At 60.1% G+C, this 15,012-nt stretch carries 14 protein-coding genes and 1 riboswitch; of the genes, 4 read left to right on the forward strand and 10 right to left on the reverse strand.

Annotated features, from left to right (window positions below; genetic code table 11):
• Nucleotides 1–64 precede the first annotated feature (64 nt).
• From CN933_RS24805 to CN933_RS24820, 4 genes are read right to left on the reverse strand one after another with little or no spacing between them, the layout of a single operon-like run.
• Nucleotides 65–874: a sugar phosphate isomerase/epimerase family protein gene (locus CN933_RS24805; RefSeq protein WP_102762727.1), complete on the reverse strand. Its 810-nt coding sequence runs from the start codon at nt 872–874 to the stop codon at nt 65–67.
• A complete protein-coding gene (locus tag CN933_RS24810) occupies nt 871–1,881 on the reverse strand; it encodes a hydroxyacid dehydrogenase (RefSeq protein WP_102762728.1) in 1,011 nt (336 codons plus the stop codon). Before CN933_RS24810 ends, CN933_RS24805 begins: the two co-directional genes overlap by 4 nt.
• Entirely contained in the window at nt 1,878–3,731 is a 1,854-nt protein-coding gene (locus tag CN933_RS24815) for a DUF2264 domain-containing protein (RefSeq protein ID WP_102762729.1), read from the reverse strand. The genes CN933_RS24810 and CN933_RS24815 overlap by 4 nt, the downstream gene beginning before the upstream one ends.
• On the reverse strand, nt 3,728–4,756 hold the full coding sequence (locus CN933_RS24820; RefSeq protein WP_102762730.1) for a LacI family DNA-binding transcriptional regulator: 1,029 nt from the start codon (nt 4,754–4,756) through the stop codon (nt 3,728–3,730). Before CN933_RS24820 ends, CN933_RS24815 begins: the two co-directional genes overlap by 4 nt.
• 147 nt (nt 4,757–4,903) lie before the next feature.
• On the opposite strand from CN933_RS24820, the gene CN933_RS24825 reads away from it, so the two are divergent.
• Nucleotides 4,904–6,190 (forward strand): ABC transporter substrate-binding protein, encoded by a 1,287-nt coding sequence (locus CN933_RS24825; protein WP_102762731.1) that lies wholly within the window; start codon nt 4,904–4,906, stop codon nt 6,188–6,190.
• Nucleotides 6,191–6,634: 444 nt separating this feature from the next.
• On the opposite strand, the gene CN933_RS24830 is transcribed toward CN933_RS24825, so the two are convergent.
• Nucleotides 6,635–6,880, reverse strand: coding sequence for a DUF982 domain-containing protein (locus CN933_RS24830; RefSeq protein ID WP_102762732.1), 246 nt, complete (start codon nt 6,878–6,880; stop codon nt 6,635–6,637).
• Nucleotides 6,881–7,137: 257 nt separating this feature from the next.
• On the opposite strand from CN933_RS24830, the gene CN933_RS24835 reads away from it, so the two are divergent.
• Nucleotides 7,138–9,012, forward strand: coding sequence for an adenylate/guanylate cyclase domain-containing protein (locus CN933_RS24835; RefSeq protein ID WP_102762733.1), 1,875 nt, complete (start codon nt 7,138–7,140; stop codon nt 9,010–9,012).
• A 329-nt stretch (nt 9,013–9,341) separates the two neighbouring features.
• Here the strand turns inward: CN933_RS24835 and CN933_RS24840 are convergent, their stop codons facing one another.
• The gene (locus tag CN933_RS24840) at nt 9,342–9,533 is read right to left on the reverse strand and encodes a hypothetical protein (RefSeq protein ID WP_102762734.1); all 192 of its coding nucleotides are present in this window, start codon (nt 9,531–9,533) and stop codon (nt 9,342–9,344) included.
• 505 nt (nt 9,534–10,038) lie between these two features.
• A complete protein-coding gene (locus CN933_RS24845; protein ID WP_102762735.1) occupies nt 10,039–10,260 on the reverse strand; it encodes a hypothetical protein in 222 nt (73 codons plus the stop codon).
• Between the two features lie 518 nt (nt 10,261–10,778).
• Nucleotides 10,779–10,995: riboswitch (cobalamin riboswitch) on the forward strand.
• 48 nt (nt 10,996–11,043) lie between these two features.
• Here CN933_RS24845 and CN933_RS24850 point away from each other — a divergent pair.
• On the forward strand, nt 11,044–11,724 hold the full coding sequence (locus CN933_RS24850) for an energy-coupling factor ABC transporter permease (protein WP_102762736.1): 681 nt from the start codon (nt 11,044–11,046) through the stop codon (nt 11,722–11,724).
• Nucleotides 11,725–12,772: 1,048 nt separating this feature from the next.
• Here CN933_RS24850 and CN933_RS32045 read toward each other — a convergent pair.
• A complete protein-coding gene (locus CN933_RS32045; protein WP_102762801.1) occupies nt 12,773–12,958 on the reverse strand; it encodes an EsV-1-7 cysteine-rich motif-containing protein in 186 nt (61 codons plus the stop codon).
• Between the two features lie 353 nt (nt 12,959–13,311).
• Complete coding sequence (locus CN933_RS24875) at nt 13,312–13,551, reverse strand: hypothetical protein (RefSeq protein WP_102762738.1); 240 nt, start codon at nt 13,549–13,551, stop codon at nt 13,312–13,314.
• Between the two features lie 508 nt (nt 13,552–14,059).
• Between CN933_RS24875 and CN933_RS31715 the strand changes: the two genes are divergently transcribed.
• Complete coding sequence (locus CN933_RS31715; RefSeq protein WP_210204021.1) at nt 14,060–14,311, forward strand: hypothetical protein; 252 nt, start codon at nt 14,060–14,062, stop codon at nt 14,309–14,311.
• 176 nt (nt 14,312–14,487) lie between these two features.
• Here CN933_RS31715 and CN933_RS24885 read toward each other — a convergent pair whose 3' ends face one another.
• Complete coding sequence (locus CN933_RS24885) at nt 14,488–14,877, reverse strand: YbaN family protein (protein ID WP_102762739.1); 390 nt, start codon at nt 14,875–14,877, stop codon at nt 14,488–14,490.
• Nucleotides 14,878–15,012: the final 135 nt, after the last annotated feature.

A 15,012-nucleotide genomic window follows, 5' to 3' on the forward strand; every position in this document is an offset into this window, starting at 1 on the left:
AAGTAGGACAACCATATAGAAAAAGGCAGTGGTGGCGGCGCTGATCCCAAAGAGCAAAAAGCAGTCAATCTCCGCCTGCAATGGCAGAGGCGCCTGGCGGAAACTCCGCCTCTAGGATTTTTCTCAGCGTCGCCGCATCAGCCAGAAAGGCCCCCGGATCGTCTCCAGCCACGAATTCAAGCATGGCAAAACGCCGGCCGGTCCAGCGCGACGACGGGATGGCGGCCAGCACGGCTCGCCAGTAGTCGGCGGCGGATGCCAGGGGTAAGCGGTTGCGGTCGCCATCCCAGGCGAAGACATGGAGATGCGAAATGTGCTCGCCGATGCGAGCGATCTCCACGAGGGCCTCATCGAGCGGGAGCCCAGGCCGCGGCTGCCAGTAGAGATAGACATTCGGGTGCGCGACCGCCTCGATCAGGCTGAGCGCCGACCCGGTCTCGTCCGTCAGGGTCTGTGGGTGATATTCCAGCGAGACCGTGACGCCGTGCCGGGCGGCTTCCGCGGCCATGTCGCGGATCACATTCGCCACGGTCCGCCGTTCTTCGGGGCTGTATACTCTGGAATCGCGCTGCCGCGTGCCGGGCCAGATGCGGAGGTTGGAGGCACCAAGTGCGACCGCCGTTGCCAGGGCGGGCGCGAGGGCGGAAAGATCGTCGGTCGGCGGAGCGATATAGGAGCCATAGGAGGTCTTCAGACCCGCGCGTTCGCACAGGTACCCGACAGTGCGGGCGGTGGACGCGTCGCCCGGAGGAACATGGGCGTCTCCCGCCCATTCGATAGCGGCGAGCCTCGCCTTCGCTGCCAGCGCGACGATTTCGTCGGCGGGCAGCTTGCGGAAGGTGACCGTGCAGAGGGCCGGTTCGAAAGCGTTCATGCCATGCGCCCCAGATCCCGCTTGTGAACCTCGAACAGGAGCGGCCTGCCTTCGAGGAACCGCGCCACTTCATCGACCGCCATTTCCCCGAGGCGCGTGCGTTCCAAACCGATGGCGCCCGCAATATGCGGCGTCAGAAATACGTTCGGCAGGGCGTAAAGCGGTGAGCTTTCGTCGGGGATTTCGGGGTCGGTAACGTCGATCACGGCATTGATCGCGCCCGACTGCAGTTTTTCGATGAGTGCCGCCTCATCCACCAACGCGCCGCGCGCCGTGTTGATCAGCGTCGCGCCGTCCTTCATGAGGGCGAGTTGGCGGTTGTCGATCATGTGCCGGGTTTCGGGCAGCAGCGGCGCGTGCAGCGACACGATATCGGACCGGGCCATCAACGTATCGAGATCGACCTTCTCTGCCTTGAGAGCCATGGCTTCGCCGTCGCTGACCAGCGGATCATAGAGCAGCAATCGATAGTCGAGTAGACGCAGCAGCTCGATCACGCGGCGCCCGATCCGCGATGCCCCGACGATCCCCACGGTACGGCGATGATTTCCGATCGCTTCGCCCTGAAGAATCTGGGTGCGCTCGCGCCCGTGGTCGGCCGCATAGACATCGCGGAAGCGGAACACCTGCTTGCCCGCGAAAATAATCGCTGCGAGGGTAAACTCGGCGACTGGCACGGCATTAGCCTCCGCCGCGTGGCTGACCTTGACCCCCGCATCGAACACGCTCTCGCCGACGAGTCCCTTGATCGTGCCGGCGGCATGAACGATGAGGCGTAGGCGCCGCGCCCGGGCGAGGACGGCTGCATCGATGAACGGCGCGCCCCAGCCGGTCACCAGGACCTCTGCCTCCGCCAGCAATTGCTGCGACCGCTCATCGGCGAACTCCGTCACCGGGCGCTGATCCGGTATTCGGGCAAAGGCGCCGAGCCGCGCGAAAAGTTCCGGCGTCAGAACATAACGGGTCCTTTCCGGCTGCATTGCAAAGACGACGGTCGGGAGGGTCATGGCATTGATCCGGGCGCTTGCATGGCGCTGACGGTCAAGCCTTCCGCCCTGAGCGCGTCGAGCGCCTCCATATCGGGCATCGACGGCGGGTTGGACCAGTCTTCGGCAGCGGCAGAAGTGTTGCGGCCGGCGAGCACGGCGCAGGCGAGTATTGTTTCCCCCGTGGGGATTTTGGCCCGCAACTGCGGCACCAGTGTCTTTGCGGCAATCAGATTGGTGTTAGGCGACGCCTTCTGGACGAGGCCTTCGCGCCGGACGGTCGAGCCGAGATCGCGGATCCCGCTGAAATCTTCCGCGCCGATTGCGTGGGCCGTCCCTTCCGCGGCGACCAACGTGTCGGCCTCGAAATCCCGTCGGGGAATGGCGAAGCCACCTTCAGCGGTCTGAAAAGGCCGGGGCGTCGTGATCCGGTGCACGCGCACGTGCCAGGGCGAAGCGGGAACAAGCCACGTCTCGACAACGACGTCCGGCCACGGTGACCATTTGGAAAACAGCACATCATCCGCAAGCCGTACCACCTCATTGGCCTCGCGCACCCGGTAATGAACGCCGTCGTCGCTGAATGCCAGCATCGAATCGAAGGCGCCGCCGGCAAATGCCCGTTCGTCGCTCTCGACGCTGAAGGCGTAGCGCGTCGAATAGGCGAATTTCGCATATTTCTCCGAGCCGAAACGCATCTGGCGGTTTTCTTGGCCGGAGGAAAGCGCCACCACGTCCCCTCCGACCTGCATCATGACCATGCCCGGATGGCGAAGGGCAACCGGTTCGGTCAGCGGCCGCAGCGCTTCTTCCGCGCTCGTCCAGAAGGGATGTTCTTCGCCGACGCCAAGCGGCAGGAAAGCCTTGAAGGCCCAATAGGGCGAACCGGCCGAATTGTAGTTTTCCGACATCAGGAGGTTCGGATAGCCGTAGCCGATGGAGAGAACGCCGTCCCGATCCGCTATCGGCTTGTCTGCCCACCATCTGAGGTGGCGGAGGCAGAGCCCCTTGATCTCGCCCCAGGGCAGCGCCTCGAGGTCGGCAAAGGCCAGTGCTGCCCAGAAGCCGGCGCAGGCAAAGCGATAGGTGAGACTACGGCCGAAGGGGAGGGTCGCTCCGTCTTCGGCGAACCAGTGGCGGAAATCCTGGGCGAAGGCGACCGCCCGCTCGCGATACCGTTTCGCATGGTCGTCTTCGACGAGGCGCGCATAGATCAGCCCGTAGAAGTGCATGGCAAAGGCGATGTAGTGGTCGACGCGCCGCACATTGCCGTCGCGATACCAGCCGTCCCCGATATAAAAGCCGTCCAGTTCCGCGATATAGGCCTTTGTCAGGCTGCGATCGTGCTCGATGCCAAGGCGATCGAGAGCGATGTCGACGAAAACGCGAAAGAACTTCCAGTTATTGTCGGCGTAGTCGAACTTGCGGGCATGGAGGAGATAAGAGACGAGATTGTCTCTTGCACGCCCGCTCAAGGGATCCCACAGTTTCTCCGGCGCCAGCGCCAGGGCGAAGCCGAGGGCGGCAAGTTCCACCATGCGCTGGTCCCGGCCGTTCACTTGTCCCCAATATTCCGGATGTTCAGGGTCGGTGCCGTTGGCGATCCCGTCCGCATAACGGTCCCAATGCGCGAAACTTCCGCCGCCTGCGGCAAAGGGAGCAAGACCCCAGAGAGGCCGCGCAAAGCCTTCCAGATCGGCAGCGGCCCGGTCGAAATGAGCCGCGGCGGCGTCGAGACGGACCCGCGCATTTCCTCTGGAGAAAAAGGGGACCAGCGGATCGAAGAGATCAAGCAGCGCGCGCTGCATTTCGCCGCGTGTCTCGAGCGGATTTCCGGCAAGCGGGTTGGCGCTGGCGGGATCATAGGTCATGGATTGTCTTTCGTGGCAATTGTGCCGCCGGGCACCGGGACGACGGCGTGAGTGACATGCCGGGCGGGCACGTCCGGATGGCGGAAGCGAAACTGCATCATGGCGACCGCTTCGCGGCCGAGTGCTGCGCGATCGACACGCATAGTCGAAAGGCGCGGATTGGCCATGTCGGCGCAGGGCAGGTCGTCGAAACCAATGATCGCGAAATCGTCCGGTACGCGCCGGCCGAGTTCGGTCACCGCTTCGAGAACGCCGACGGCGATGAAGTCGTTCATGCAGAAAGCCGCGGTGAAACCCTCGTCCTCGGCAAGAGTGGCGAGCGTTGCCGCATGGGCTTCGGCGCTGGAGTTGTTCGCGAACGGCAGGCGGACGACACGGACATCGCCGCCATCCACGGAGGCGACGGCCGCTTCGAAGCCGCGCACGCGCTCGCGGATCGTATGCCGATGCGATCCGGTCAGATGGAGGATACGCCGGTGGCCGGCGTCCAGGAGCATCCGCGTCGCCGCGAAGGCGCCGAAGAAGTTCGGCGGCGAGACACCGTCGAATCGGAATTCCGGATCGACGCCGTTGACGAGGACGATGGGGGTATGGCTTTCCACGAGCCATTCCGCAAGAGCCTCGCAGGGATCTATGCCGACCAGGAAAAGCCCTTGCGCACCGACCGATTGCATATGTCCACCAACGGCTTGCGGCGTCGCCTTCGCCTCGTTCACGAGGCGGATGTCGAATGACATGCCCTGCTCGGCAGCCTCGGAGCGCAGGCCATCGACAACGCCCTGGTAAAATGCGCTCAGATTACCCGTGACGCCGTTGCTTGCGATCAGCGCCAGGGTGCGAGGGCCTGCCGCCGCACTGACTTTGAGAGGGTAGCCGAGGTCGTTGGCGACTTTGAGGATCTGTACTCGGACATCCTCGCTGATGCCGGGCTCATTCGCGAGGACGCGTGAGACGGTGGAGACGGAAACGCCTGCTTGTGCGGCAATGTCGGCTTGACGGAGTCTTCTGGAGGGTCTTTCGATCATGGTGCAAACATTGCGCAATCAACGCAAATTTGCAAGATCGAAAAGAAATATTGCGCATAGACGATTTTTGCATAATCTCTTGCGCTGATTGAAACCTGCAGGCGCCGGAGGAGAGCGCCGGGCAGGGCAGCACAGGGGAGAACTGGCATGCTACTCAACAGACGCGGTTTCATGGTCGGCGCGGCTGGCGCGGCGACGGGTATCGCCCTCGGTTCCCGCTCCGGCTTTGCCGCCGAAAGCGTGCAGTTGCGCGCGATGTGGTGGGGATCGAACGACCGCTCGAAACGGACATTGGCGGTCGCCAAGCTTTTCGAGGAGAAGAACCCGGATATCCGGATCATCGGCGAGAGCTTGAGCGGAGACGGGTATTGGACGAAGCTCGCCACCCAGATGGCCGGCCGCGCCATTGCCGATATCTTCCAGCTCGAGCCCAGCACGATTTCCGATTATTCAAAGCGCGGCGCCTGCATGGCGCTCGACCCCTTCATCCCTTCGGCGCTCGAAGTCGACGCCTTTGGCAAGGACGTGCTGAAGCTGACCACGGTGGACGGAAAGCTCTGGGGTATCGGCCTCGGCCTCAATTCCTTCGCGCTGTTCTACGACGCCGATGCCTTCGCCAAAGCCGGCATCACGCCGCCCGGGATCGACACCACCTGGGCGGAATATGCCGACATCGCCGTCGAGATGACCAAGGCGGCCGGCAAGAAGAATGTCCGGGGCGGACCCTATGGAGCCCGCTATGCCTATGTTTTCGACGCCTGGCTCCGCCAGCGTGGCAGCAGCCTCTACACCGATACCGGCCTTGGATTCGGCGCCGAGGAGGCGAAGGAGTGGTATGCCTATTGGGAGGAACTGCGCAAGCGCGGCGGCACCGTCGGCGCCGATATCCAGACGCTCGACCAGAACACGATCGACACCAATTGCCTGGCGCTCGGCTACTCGGCCATGGGCATGGCCTATTCCAACCAGATGGTCGGCTATCAGCTCATCATGAAAAGCAAGCTCGGTATCGGCATGCTGCCACGTGCCGAGAAGGGCGGCCCCTCCGGCCATTACTATCGCCCGGCGCTGATCTGGAGCATCGGCGCGTCGACGGAAAACGGGGAAGCGGCCGCCAAATTCATCAACTTCTTCGTCAATGATGTCGAGGCCGGCAAGATCCTCGGCGTCGAGCGCGGCGTACCCATGTCGCCGACGGTTCGCGAAGCCATCCTGCCTTCGCTCAACCCGACGGAGACGGAAACGGTGAAATACATCAATGCCCTCAAGGATCAGGTGGGCAGCTATCCGTCGCCGGCGCCGCTCGGATCGACCGAGTTCGACCAGCGCGTGCTGCGCCCCATCGCCGACGAACTCGCCTTCGAACGAATAACGATTGAAGATGCGGCGAAACGGCTGGTAGAGGAAGGCAAGGCCACGGTCCGAGCCGACTGATCCAGTCAGCGAGATTCCAGTCTGCAGAAGCCGTGCCATTTGCATGTGATGTGCACGTGGCAGGGTCAGCGATCCGATCGGCAGACGTGTGATTGAGACCTCGGAAGCTGCCGATGCAGCCGCGCGGCTTATGGCCGCTCGGCTTTGCCTGTTCTGGCAGTGCCGATCGATTGGTGCGCCTGCGCACATCGATCATTCGCTCGAGAGTTCACAGCAGCCGCGAAGACGGGTGATTGCGACGTAGAGTGCGACCCTCTCATGATGCGCAGGAGGCAGCATAAAGCGACGTCACCATCATCGAGGGGCTGGAGCCGAGAGCGCGTGAAGGTCGAGCCACCGATCCGAGATCGAGCGCTCGAGCCGTGGTCGAGGGCCAAAGACAAGCTTTCTCGCCTGCGTCGTGCTGCCGCAGCTCTCTGCAAAAGGGTTGGAACCGGCGTTACCTCAGCTGAAGGTCTTGAGCTTCGCCTCTTCAATCGCTGCTAGGAAAGCGTCTCGTGCCGGCGCGGCAGGGGCGGCGCCGAGCATCGCATCTGTGCATGCGTTCAAAGCAGCAGCGTATGTGCGTCCGTCCATCTTCGGCCAGTTTTCGCTAAGTAGGCGAGCTGCAAACGTGGGCGACCACACGATCTGGACACCATCCAGATTGGGAACCGCGACGATCACGCATTCATCCCATGTCTCGTCCATGTTGATATTCCTGTTCTTTTTGGGGCCCTAACCGAGTTCACTCTCAATCGTTCCAGCGCGTTATCGATGCGTACGAGGTGCGAAGAGCTATAAGAGGCGCACGACATTTCTGTTGCGCGGCTTGGCTAAATTGAAGCGCAAGTTCGACCGTTTTCGGCTCGCCCGACAGAGACATTCACTAGCCGCTGGAGTATAATCGCCTTTGGCCTGGGACATGGCACCCCGAGCGTGGCAGTACACGAAAACTGGGTGGTCACATGGACGATCCGACCGTGCACAGACGTCTGACGGCCATCCTTGCCGCAGACGTAGTGACCTATAGCCGCCTCATGGCCCGGGATGAGGCAGGTACTCATGCGGCATGGAAATCGCACCGAAAGGACCTAATCGACCCCAAGATCGCCGAGTATGAGGGGCGTATCGTCAAGCTCACCGGCGATGGATTCCTGGCGGAGTTTCCAAGCGTCGTGAATGCAGTCACCTGTGCTGCCACGGTCCAGCGGTGTATGCTAGAGCGCAATGCGGATGTGCCGCGGCCAAGCCGCATCGAGCTTCGCATGGGCATCAATCTTGGCGACGTAATCGTCGAAAGCGACGACATTTTCGGGGACGGCGTCAACGTGGCTGTGCGCCTCGAAAAAATTGCGGCGCCGGGCGGTATCGCCGTATCTGCGGCCGTGCGAGATAACGTTGGCAACAGGCTGGATCTTCGATTTGAGGACATGGGCGAGCAGGCGCTCAAGAACATCGACCGGCCAGTGCGCGCCTACAGCATTTCTCTGGATTTTCCGGCGGCTCAAAAAACGGTCGGCTCCGATACAGGCAGCCAAGACCCTTGGGAGATCGAGAAGCCGTCCATCGCGGTGCTGCCCTTCAACAATATAAGCGGTGACCCTGAGCAAGAATATTTCAGCGATGGGATCACGGAGGACATCATCACCGACCTCTCGAAAATCTCCGGCCTGTTCGTTGTCGCCCGCAATACGGTATATACCTACAAGAATAAGCCGGTGAAGGTGCAGCAGGTGAGCCAAGATCTCAGGGTTGGCTATATCCTAGAAGGAAGCGTGCGTAGGGTCGGCTCGCGTGTGCGCGTCACTGCGCAACTCGTCGAGGGCAAGGCCGGTGGTCATCTCTGGGCCGATCGCTATGATTGGGACCTCACCGAAATCTTCGCCCTTCAAGACGAGATCACCCATACCATCGTGGACCACTTGAAGGTCAAACTGCTTCCGGAGGAGAAAAAGGACATCGGTCGAGTGCCTACCGCGAACTTCGAGGCCTATGCGTATTACCTTAGAGGACGGCAATTCCTGCACTGGCACTCAAAGTCGCATTACGTTCTGGCGAAACGTATGTTCGCCATGGCGGTCGCACTCGACCCGCTTTATGCGCGGGCCTACGCCGGAATTGCCGATTGCGACTCTTTCCTCTTCCTTCACTACAACGCTGACGTGTCGATCGACGGAATTTTGGCCACTAGCGCAAAGGCGCTGGATCTTGAGAGCGGTCTCGCAGAAGCGCACGCTTCACTTGGCCTCGCCCTGTCGCTTCGCGAGCGAGATTCGGAAGCGATGGCGGAGTTCGATCAGGCCATCGCCCTCGATCCCGATCTGTTTGAGGCCCATTATTTCTATGCCCGCGCTTGCTTCACCCAGGGTAAACTGGACGAAGCGGCCAGGCTTTTCCAGCGCGCCGCAGACATCAAACCTGACGATTACCAGGCCTTACTTGTGCTCATTAACGTTCTCCGTACGCTCGGGCGCGAGCAGGAAATGAATACCGCGGCGCGGGAAGGCGTCGCACGCGCCGAACGTGAGCTCATGATGCGTCCGGAAAATCCAAGACCCGCCTATTTGGGGGCTGTGGGGCTTGCGGCACTTGGCGAGATTGATCGCGCTAAGGAATGGGCGGGACGAGCTTTGGCGATCGATCCCGACGATCGTTTGGCCAAATATAATGTGGCTTGCTTTTACGCGCTTCAGGGCGAACCTGATCGGGCGATCGACTTGCTAGTCGAGCTTCTCCCGGGGGCCACCCATGAAACAAAGAGGTGGGTGAAATACGACTCGGATCTCGACCCGATCCGTAGTCACCCGCGTTTCCCTGAGGTACTTGAGCTCCTCGGGTGAGAGAAACTCCCGGCAATGATTTTCGGCACCTTAGGCGAAGGGCAGGTCGAATGAGATCTAGACTTAGACTAATTTAGGGCGATGGCTTGAGACATCCAAACGCTACGGACAAGGTTAGCCGCGCAACGGGCAACGAGCCCGCCGACGACTAATCTGGTGCTGCGCTTATCTGCGAGTTGTTTGGGGTTCGTCGTGGGCATCTCAGTCGAGATTTGCCGCCTGCCGGCACAAATACGCTGACAGCGTACTGTCTGCAGCGGTCGGCCATTCCCGCCTATCTTACCACCTACTCCTGTGTACGATGTGCACCCCGGGTGGTCACCAACATCTCAGTACCGCCACCTCGGCGCGCGCTTGGCATTGTGAAGCAACTCCGAAGCCTCAGCGAAATCGCCAAAAAGGCTGGTCAGGCGCTTTTCCTCCTCCTGAGGCAAGCGTTCCCGCCGGCAAAAAACGTGAATGTTCCATACCTTAGTAGAAGTTTGCTTGGAAATCTTTTCGGCTTCAACGCGTTCTACCATCTTGCTCCTCCCAAAGCGAAGGAGGTCAGACTATGCTACTTAAGTCTAATTAAGCAAGAAATAACTAAGTAATACTTATTGCCTGATCGTGATGGCTGATGAGTGGCCGGCGCGGAAGATCTGCAGTGAAGTTGAGGCCAGGTGGTTGCGGCGACGTCTCTTGGCCAAGATGCTGTCTCCGAAAACGCTGCCATCGAGATTTATGGTGAACTTATCAACTCCGAAACCGACGTGATGCCGTTGTGCAGGCGGCTTGTGGTTACCGCGGCCGACATACGTTCGCCCTCGGTCGAGTATGATCGGACACAAGATAATTCGGCGTCACCACCCGCGTCTTGCCGTCGATGGCGTGACACTGGATGTACCCGCCAATCTTACTTCGTCACTTCAGGCCCCAGCCCAGCACCCCTATGACAGGTTGCCTATAGAAACCGCTGAGCTCATGTTAGGGGATGAGCTACCATGTACGTGCTTGTTGCCGCGTTACTGTCTTGGGGCTCGATTTTTAGATAATGCCGGGGAATTCGCCTTCATGCTGATCGTCGGGCTCGGCAAATGCCGGTATGGGCTTAATAGGCCTTGCTGCTAGGGCTTTGAGGTCCTCGGCCAGGCCTGCGAGCTGCGCTGCAAAGTCCATCAAATTTGAAGCCGCGCAGTGCGCCGCGATATCTGAGAGGCCAGAAGCCGGCTCGTTTCGGCCGGCGCATTTCGGTTCGCTATCGTCCATGTCTCAGTCCCATTTCCATCAATGTGGATCGATGGCGAGGCTCGTCAAGGGCTGCGGCCGGTGACGAGCCTCCCGGCCGCCTGCGAGGGGCTAGAGCGACCGATGTCAGTTTAGGCTGGACGAGCGCCGGCCGCCATTAACCAGTGTGGCTTAGCCCGCTTGCATCTGCACGGATCTCGCCAGACGCGCTCTTCGCCTGGCGCTCGGTCGTGTGGACCTATTCCAAGGCCGAACTGGTGAAGGTGGTAGCCGGCGAGAGACCGCAGCCGAGCGTCGAAGAGCTGCCGGCAATCGAGTCGCGGTGATTTGAAATGTTCAGACGATGGCGGAGAATTTCTGATGCTCGCGCACTTAGGCTTTTGCAGCCGCTTCTAGGCTCTTGCACTTCTTTTCGGACTTGAGCAGAGCGTGATCATCTTTCGGCGCAAGGTGGAGAACGGATGGCCCAGCGGACAAATGCGGGACCTTTGACAGCACTGGCTTTCGAACATTCTTCATTGTGTTTTGGCCGGCGCGAGCATAACAGTTCAGATGATGGTTCCGCCCGACTGGAGGGAAGGCGGATGAAAAGGGAATACGGTGAGGACGACCCCTAGGGGGCCAAAACCGTGGCTGCCCCCGCAACTGTGAGCGGCGAGCAAAGTCCAGAGATGCCATTGGCCCGTGGATCGGCTGATAAGGCGGACCAAGCTACGACCCGCAAGCCAGGAGACCTGCCATCAGATTCGGGCGATACGCCTCAACAACTGCCATGCCGCACGGTGGGTGCGGAAAGGAGAGCACATGCATATCGAACCAGGCGTCGTGGACGGCGCCAAAATTATGTTGAGTTATGCCACTGCCGCAGGGGCTTTCGGGCTCACCGCCAAGTTGGCGACTGACAGTATTCGCAACGACGGTGGTGCGGGCGCGCTCGCGTTACGCAGTATCGTCACAACGGCTTTGGTCTTCTGCTTTTTCGAAGTTCTGCCGCACCATCCTGTAGGCGTCTCGGAAGTCCACCTTATCCTCGGATCAACCCTTCTTCTACTGTTTGGTGCAGGCGCCGCCGCGATCGGCCTTGCAGCCGGGCTGCTTCTTCAAGGGCTTTTCTTTGCACCCTTTGATTTGCCGCAATATGGCATGAACGTAACAACATTGCTGGTGCCCCTTTGGGCGGTCAGTCTGTTCGCCGAGCGGATCATTCCGGCCCGGACCGCGTATGTGGACCTGAAGTACGGGCAAGCTTTGGCGCTTTCCACGGCCTATCAGAGTGGTATTGTTGCTTGGGTCGCCTTCTGGGCCCTGTATGGCCACGGCTTCAGCGTCGAAAACCTCGCGGCCGTCAGCTCCTTCGGTGTTGCCTATATGGGCGTTATCCTGCTGGAGCCTCTGATCGATCTGGGTGTTCTCGCCGGTGCAAAGGCGCTCGACCGCTACAGTCGCGGTCCTATGTTCAATATTAGATTGCATCAGGCGGTCTGAACAAGATCAACGCCATAGGCATCTTTAGGCGCAAGCGGGCTGGACCGCTTGCGCCGTACGTCACGAACTGCGGCGGACTGGGCCGGTAACCACCGCTACGCCTGGCTCGCAAAATCGGTCATTCAATTGGGCATTTCGATTTTGACCCGATCTATTTTCAGGCATGGGCACGGAAATTGCAGACCTCAGACTCAAGCCCAGCTCGGATATGAGGTTGTCGGATATGATGCAAATTCCGAGGCAATCCGCCCCCTGATTCCGAAATGATCTCGCCCCCCGATTCCGAGAAATAGTCGCCCCCTGATTCCAAGATGATGCCGCTCCCACCGGAAAGCATCTGGCGTGGGTGTTCTGCTGGTGTGAAGTTTCTCCTTCGACGTGACGAGGAAGGAACGGGATGCCTGTGGAGAGACTGGAGATGCGGCGTCTCCGCGAGATACTGAGATATCGCTTGGAGTGCGAGCAAGGACTTGGCCGCAAGCCATCGGAATCGGCACCTTGACGGCCAGCAACCGAAAGAGGCGCTCGGCGAAGGCTGGCAAGGATAGTGGCCGGGCGACGACGATGGCGGCGGAAACGACACTACACGTCCCAGGCGTAACCGTCGGCGGCGAGGGCATGCCCCCGGTCGGGTTCATCAGTTCGCGCTGGTCATAGGCGTTGTTGCGGATGACCGGCCCAGGCTTGTCCGGAAACACCTCCATTGTCGGGCTTGCGCGCTTCGTCATGTCGCTTTGCGAGCGCGCCGCATGCCATAGCTCATCAAATTCCATTTCTATGCGGTACCGATTATACATCCGGTCAAGCCTGCCGAGCTCCCTACCATTGTTGCTCTTGTTTCCACAGCGTGAACATCTGAGCTTCGGCCGGAATTCCTCAAGGGTGCTTTGGCTGCTGAACCTGGCCGCCCGCCGTTTCCCTTCGGTTCACCCAAATGCGAAAATCACTCGCGGCGCAGCGTGCGCTGCGCCGCGGATCTGTTCTTCGCTCCGCGAGCCGCAGATACCCGATACCGTCCGAACAGGCCCAGCGGGTGTTGGGTTCCAAGTCAACGCCGGGGCTGTGCCTCATGGCGCGACTTCCATTCCGGCTGATGCTCAGAGCAGAACCAGTGCGGCTCCGCCCGATCGACGGCGAAGCCAAAGCTGCCCCATCTGGTGCAGCCCGGATGCTCGCAGTCGTGGACGTACGGCCCGAGATCGTAGTGAGGCTTCGCGCCCAGTTCGTCACTCAAAGGACGACCTCCTGTGGTCGCCTCCCCGAATTTGGGGAGTTCGAGCATCGGTTGATTGTTCTTCTTTTGTTCTTACATTATCTCATCGCCATGGTCGAGACAATTGGCGATGCATTCAGCCTCGGTTGGCAACTCAAAGCGCGATGTGCATTCGGTAACCGCGAAGGCATGAAATCCGTTCGCCAGTGCACTTGGACTTATGATCTCGACATGCTGACGCTGGTCGCGACGCGGGGCAGGGACTTTCCGCTGGCGATGCTCGCCAGTCGCCTCCGCTGTCCTCGCTGTGGATCGAGAAGGATGGCCGTCGTGTTCATGCCGCCTTCGGAGGGCGACACGCGCCGAGGGGCGGCCTAACTGCGCTTGAAACCCAATTCGCCCGAGGCTGCAGGTTTGAGCATTTCGCGTATGCTCGCCTTGTTCCTGACGCCCCTTTGATAAAGCTCTATCAGCCTGGCTGCCAGATCGGCCGCCTCAGGACAATCATAGGTCATTCTTCTGGCTTTGATCTCCTCGTCGAACAGGCTCTGCAACAATTCGATATCGCTCGGAGTGAGAATCCTGGGATCGATTGCATGGAACTGAGAGGTCATTAACCGATCTCCTCTCTAGGGGCGCAATAGCGGAAGCTCCTCCGCAGGGCGCCCGGGTAAATCCTGCGGCGCAAGAGCATTGTAAACCGAAGAACGGCGATCGCGAGTCGCGAAAATTAACGGCACGGATGAACATAAGCAGTGATCCGATCAACATCTCGTCCGTTATTGGCTGCATGGCTAAAGCAGCTTCAAAGAGGCCATCCCCGGAGCCTCCGGGGCAACAACAGCTGGGGGCAACGGCCGGGATCCAGCGAACGCCGGCAGCTCTCATGCCGGTGGCGCTGGTGGCGAAGCGCGAGCTTGATGAGCGACGTTCTTCTTCGATCAGCCAGGCAGACTGGATTAACGAGCTCCCCCGGTCTTGGTGCCGCTTTGCGAATTGCCTCGCCGGGCCCCAGAGAAACGGTACGCCTTCGATCAGCATCCGTGATGTTGCGGCGCGCTCGGTATCTGCACGGTGTTTCTGCCGTTCCTCGACCTTCTTCATTTCTGAGGTGAGGTCATCATGGAAGGCGTCGATCCAAGCAGAACCGTTGCGGCAACTTCGACGATCAACTTCTGGAGCACCATGAAGCTGGCTTGGACGATGGCGCGCATTTCCGAGTCTGTCATTCGGGCCTTCGGGTCTCCTGTTGTGCGATTGCACACAAGCAAGAAGACAACCTTAAACCCAGTAAAAACGCTTCATTACCGTGTCTCTTTCGGGGAGCGGCAGATGCAACACCGGGTCACCAAGTCCAAAGAATTCCCGGACTGACCTTTCCGCGACGCCTTATGTTAGGGCGTCCAGTGAATTGGGCCGCCTCTTTCCTGGGGTCAATAGCGCTGCCGCACTTGTTCCTTAGGAGCGATCACATTCATCACTGCCGGCCGGCGCGCATTGCCCACAAAACGACGTTTCGAAAAAGGTAGTGCGGGGGCATGCTGCTGAGCTCATCGCTTGTTTGGCTTGTTTGGCGGTTCGGGACGGGACACGATGAAGGCACCGCATGTGAGCATGATCCCCGCAACCACGAGCAAAACGGTTGCCGGTGGTTCGAGCGCAACCCACAAGTAGAGGAGCGCCAAGCTCATCAGCAAAATTGCAGATATCTTGGCACGACGTGAGATTGCGCCTTCTTCCCGCCAGTCACGTAGCGGCGGCCCTAGCAATGGATGGTCCATGAGCCATTTCGCGAGGCGCGGCGAGGAGCGTGAAAACAACCATACCGCCAGGAGGAGGAAAGGCGTCGTCGGTAGCAGCGGGAGGAAAATTCCGGCGATGCCGAGCCCGACCATTACCCACGCGAGGCTGAGAAGTGCAAGTCGCATGGAAAGATTCATCTACCTTCTTCCGGTCAGCTGCCAAATGCCGGCAGTGCGTTTTCCCGCCGAGACGAAAATAAAGATCCGGATTGGAGGGAGAAAGCTGCTTCATTTCTCAACATACAGGAGTGACGGAGAAAAGCGCCTCGCTGC

Source organism: Sinorhizobium sp. M4_45 (genome assembly GCF_002885915.1).
GTDB lineage: Bacteria > Pseudomonadota > Alphaproteobacteria > Rhizobiales > Rhizobiaceae > Sinorhizobium > Sinorhizobium meliloti_A.

Coding starts and splice junctions, on each gene's coding strand:
- CN933_RS24850 (WP_102762736.1), top strand. CDS start 11,044: ATGCATATCGAACCAGGCGTCGTGGACGGCGCCAAAATTATGTTGAGT.
- CN933_RS24875 (WP_102762738.1), bottom strand. CDS start 13,551: ATGACCTCTCAGTTCCATGCAATCGATCCCAGGATTCTCACTCCGAGC.
- CN933_RS24815 (WP_102762729.1), bottom strand. CDS start 3,731: ATGACCTATGATCCCGCCAGCGCCAACCCGCTTGCCGGAAATCCGCTC.
- CN933_RS24840 (WP_102762734.1), bottom strand. CDS start 9,533: ATGGTAGAACGCGTTGAAGCCGAAAAGATTTCCAAGCAAACTTCTACT.
- CN933_RS24820 (WP_102762730.1), bottom strand. CDS start 4,756: ATGATCGAAAGACCCTCCAGAAGACTCCGTCAAGCCGACATTGCCGCA.
- CN933_RS24885 (WP_102762739.1), bottom strand. CDS start 14,877: ATGAATCTTTCCATGCGACTTGCACTTCTCAGCCTCGCGTGGGTAATG.
- CN933_RS24830 (WP_102762732.1), bottom strand. CDS start 6,880: ATGGACGAGACATGGGATGAATGCGTGATCGTCGCGGTTCCCAATCTG.
- CN933_RS24845 (WP_102762735.1), bottom strand. CDS start 10,260: ATGGACGATAGCGAACCGAAATGCGCCGGCCGAAACGAGCCGGCTTCT.
- CN933_RS24810 (WP_102762728.1), bottom strand. CDS start 1,881: ATGACCCTCCCGACCGTCGTCTTTGCAATGCAGCCGGAAAGGACCCGT.
- CN933_RS24805 (WP_102762727.1), bottom strand. CDS start 874: ATGAACGCTTTCGAACCGGCCCTCTGCACGGTCACCTTCCGCAAGCTG.
- CN933_RS24835 (WP_102762733.1), top strand. CDS start 7,138: ATGGACGATCCGACCGTGCACAGACGTCTGACGGCCATCCTTGCCGCA.
- CN933_RS31715 (WP_210204021.1), top strand. CDS start 14,060: ATGGAAGGCGTCGATCCAAGCAGAACCGTTGCGGCAACTTCGACGATC.
- CN933_RS24825 (WP_102762731.1), top strand. CDS start 4,904: ATGCTACTCAACAGACGCGGTTTCATGGTCGGCGCGGCTGGCGCGGCG.